At 75.9% G+C, this 3,426-nt stretch carries 3 protein-coding genes and 1 pseudogene; all 4 read left to right on the top strand.

Annotated features, from left to right (window positions below):
• Positions 1-268, top strand: a pseudogene (locus ABZY57_RS32410) (acyl-CoA dehydrogenase); the annotation flags it as partial.
• 203 nt (positions 269-471) lie between these two features.
• Positions 472-1,293 (top strand): 4'-phosphopantetheinyl transferase superfamily protein, encoded by an 822-nt coding sequence (locus tag ABZY57_RS32405; protein ID WP_356518077.1) that lies wholly within the window; start codon positions 472-474, stop codon positions 1,291-1,293.
• A 193-nt stretch (positions 1,294-1,486) separates the two neighbouring features.
• Positions 1,487-2,974: a condensation domain-containing protein gene (locus tag ABZY57_RS32400; protein WP_356518075.1), complete on the top strand. Its 1,488-nt coding sequence runs from the start codon at positions 1,487-1,489 to the stop codon at positions 2,972-2,974.
• Between the two features lie 34 nt (positions 2,975-3,008).
• A complete protein-coding gene (locus ABZY57_RS32395; protein WP_356518073.1) occupies positions 3,009-3,167 on the top strand; it encodes a hypothetical protein in 159 nt (52 codons plus the stop codon).
• The last annotated feature ends 259 nt before the right edge of the window (positions 3,168-3,426 follow it).

Raw genomic sequence — 3,426 nt, 5'->3', positions numbered from 1 at the left:
CGCGCAGGCCTGCGCGCTGGCGGACCGGTACGCGCTGGTGCTCGCCGCCGCGGCCGTGCTCGGCACGTGGGAGGGGCAGGCCGGGACCGGATCGTTCCTGGAGGAGCCCGCCTGGGCCGTGCTCGCGCTGAGCCGGATCGCACGGCGGCTGGGGGCGGTGGTGCCCGACCTGCCCGAGGGCGTGGTGGGCTCGGTGCTCGACGAGGTGCTGGGGCGGTGCCGCGAGGGGCGGAGCCTCGACCTGTACGGGACGGCGCTGGCGGGCTGAGGCGTGCGGCGACCTCGCCCGCCCACCGGCCTTCCGCTCACGGCACCGCAGGCGTGCCGGGAAGGCGGCGTGCGGTGACCTGGCCCGCCCCGCCTTCCGGTCACGGCACCGCAGACGTGCCGGGGCGGTGGACGAACGCCCCGGCCAGATCGCCGTCCGCCCCGCGGGACCGGGACGGACGGCACTACACGCAGGAGACGACGATGGACCAGGTGAGATGCGCCGCCCCCCTCCGTGTGCCGCGGCCGCACGGTCCGTGGCACGGGGTGAAGGAGAACCTGACCGGTCTCGGCAACGCGGTGGTCCACACGACTTGGAGCGAATGGCTGCCCAGCGTGCTGACCACACCCCGGCTGCGCGAGCTGCTCGGGCCGGACTGGGACCGCTACCGGCGCACCCCCGACGCCACCGTGCGCTACCGCTTCGCGGCCGCCCGGCTGCTCATCAAGTACACGGCGGCGGCGGCGCTCGGCATCCCGCCGGAGTACCTCGACCTGGCCTACCGGCTGGGCGGGCGCCCCTACCTGCGCGGCTTCGACCAGATCGAGCTGAGCCTGTCCCACACCGGCGACCTGATGGCCGTCGGGCTGAGCCGCACGGGCCGCATCGGTGTGGACGTGGAGCTGGCCAGCCGCAACGTACGGCTGGACCTGCTGGAGGCGCAGATCCTGACCCCGGCCGAGGTGGTGGAGATCGCCGGGTTGCCGGAGGCGGAGCGGGTCCCGTACGCGCTGAAGCTGTGGACCCTCAAAGAGGCGTACAGCAAGGCACTCGGGCAGGGGCTGCGGCTGGGCTTCAAGGAGTTCGGCTTCCAGGAGTCCGGCGTGACGGGCGTGCGGCTGCACGCCCCGGACGGCAGCGCGGCCACCCGGGGGGAGTGGGGCTTCGCCACGCACCCGGTGATGGGCCGCTACCTGCTGAGCACGGCCTGCCACGACGCGGGGCTGTCCACCGCGGACGACACGTCGGTGGGGACCATGCTCGACCAGGGATTCCTTTCGGCGATGAACCAGAACGCGAACTGACCTGCGGCCCGGGTCAGGGCCTTGAGGCGTTCTGCGGCGGACTTCGAGGCGCGTCAGCGCCCTGCCAGGTCCCCGGCAGCGGGTTGCTCCACGGTGGACCCGGGAGCACCGCGCCCTCGGGCGCCCCGCTCCCACGGGTCTTCCGGCGTTCCGGGCCCCGTACGGGATGATCTGGACCGGAGGGGGCGACCGCATGGCCAGGCCGAGCCGCCCGCGCGCGGGCCGGGGACGAGGCGGTCGCCAGGCAGGCTCCACCCTGCCGCTGACCTGGTGGCAGCACGACCTGCTGCTGGACTCGCTGGAGCACCGCGGCACCGGCCGCCACGTCGAGCAGCTTTCCTGGCGCTGGTGCGGACCCCTGGACACCGAGCGGTTCACCGCGGCCTGGCAGTCCGTCACCGACCGGGAGACGGTGCTGCGCGCCGCCGTCGACTGGGAGCCGTGGCCGCGCGTGGTCCTGCACGACCGGGCCGCCGCCGAAGTCGTACGCCACCGGGCCGACGGCGTCGACTGGGACGAGCTGGTGGAACGCGACCGGCTGCGCGGCTTCGACCTGCGCGGCCCCGGACCGCTGCGGGTCACCCTGGTCGACGAGCCGACGCCCGCCGCGCCCGCCACGCGCGTGCTGCTCACCTTCCACCACGGCCTGCTGGACGCCTGGAGCGTGTGCGTCCTCCTGGACGAGTTCTACCGGGCCTACCTGGCCGGCGGCGCGCTGCCCGGAGGGGAGCGCCGGCCCGACATCCGCGACTGGTCGCGCTGGCTGGAGCGCCAGGACCCGGGCCCCGCACGGGAGTTCTGGACCCGGACGGTACCCGAGGGCGCGCCTGCCGTACTGCCCGCCGCCCCCGGCCCGGACACCCTGGAGAGCGGCTGCGGCCGCGCCGAGGCGCGCTTGTCGGCCCAGGAGGCCGAGCGGCTGTACCGCTGGGCCGCCGAACTGGCGGTGCCCGACTCCACTGCGCTGCAGGCGGTCTGGGCGATGCTGCTGTACCGCGGCGCGGGCCTCAGCGGCCCCGCACAGGTCGGATTCGGCGTCACCGTTTCGGGGCGCGGCATCGCCCTGGAGGCCGTCGAACGGCTGCCCGCGCCGATGCGCAACTGCCTGCCGATGTCCGTCCAGGTCGACCCGGAGCACCGGCTGGGCCGGCTGCTGACGGTGCTGCGCGACCGCGCGCTGGACATGGCGGCGTACGAGTGGGTCTCCACCGGGCAGATCCACGAGTGGACCGGCCGGGCCACGGGCGGCGGGCCGCTGCTGGCGAGCCTGGTGTCCGTCGGAAGCGTGCCGCGCCCGCCGCGGGAGCTGCGCGCCGAGCTGGCCGACCACGGCGTACGGATCGAGCCGCTGTACGCGAGCGGCGCGCACACCGCCTTCCCCGTGGCCCTGCTCACGCACCGCGGCCCCGACGGCTCGCTGACGCTGACCGCCGCGCACGACCGGTCCCGGATGTCCGGAGCCGACGCGGGCCGCCTGGTGGCCCACTGCGCGCGGCTGCTGCGCGAACTGCCCGCCACCGGCGCCGAGACGACGCTCGCCCAGGTGCTCGCCATCCTCGAAGGGGACGAGCCGCCGCGGATCGCCCAGCGGCGCGGCCCGGCCGCCCAGCGGGCGGCCCGCCTCCGGCTCCACTCGATCGGCGAGCGATCCGACGTCGAGCGGATCCCTAGCGGCTCTTGACATCGTGGGGCGACTCATCGTGAAGGAGCCGCCCATGTTCACCTACGACGTCAGGCAAGATTTCCGGGAGGTCGAGATGCACTTCTTCGGCCTGGCCCCGGTGGGGGTAGCGCCGCCGCTGCGGCTGGCCGGCGCGGACGAGGACGACGCGGAGTTCCACGAGGAGTTCAGCATCGTCCGCGGTATCGACTAACCCGTGTCGTACGGGACTCCACCGGTCGACCGGCCCGCCGGCCCCCGCTCCGACCAGCTCTCCGCCCACCTCCCCGCCCACCTGGCCGTTCGCGTCGCGCGGCTGCGCCGTGCCGTCTGGCTCGCCGTACGGGGTGCGGATCCGGCCGCGGGGGGGGGGGCGCGGGGCGCCCCCCCCGGGGGGGCCCGGGGGGGCCCCGCCGGGGGGGGGGGGGCCCCCCCCCCCCGGCGGCGGGGGCGCGGGGGCCGGTTGTGACGCG

The organism is Streptomyces sp. NPDC006450, from assembly GCF_040612195.1.
Lineage (GTDB): Bacteria > Actinomycetota > Actinomycetes > Streptomycetales > Streptomycetaceae > Streptomyces.
This window is presented reverse-complemented; position numbering and strand designations above follow the sequence as displayed.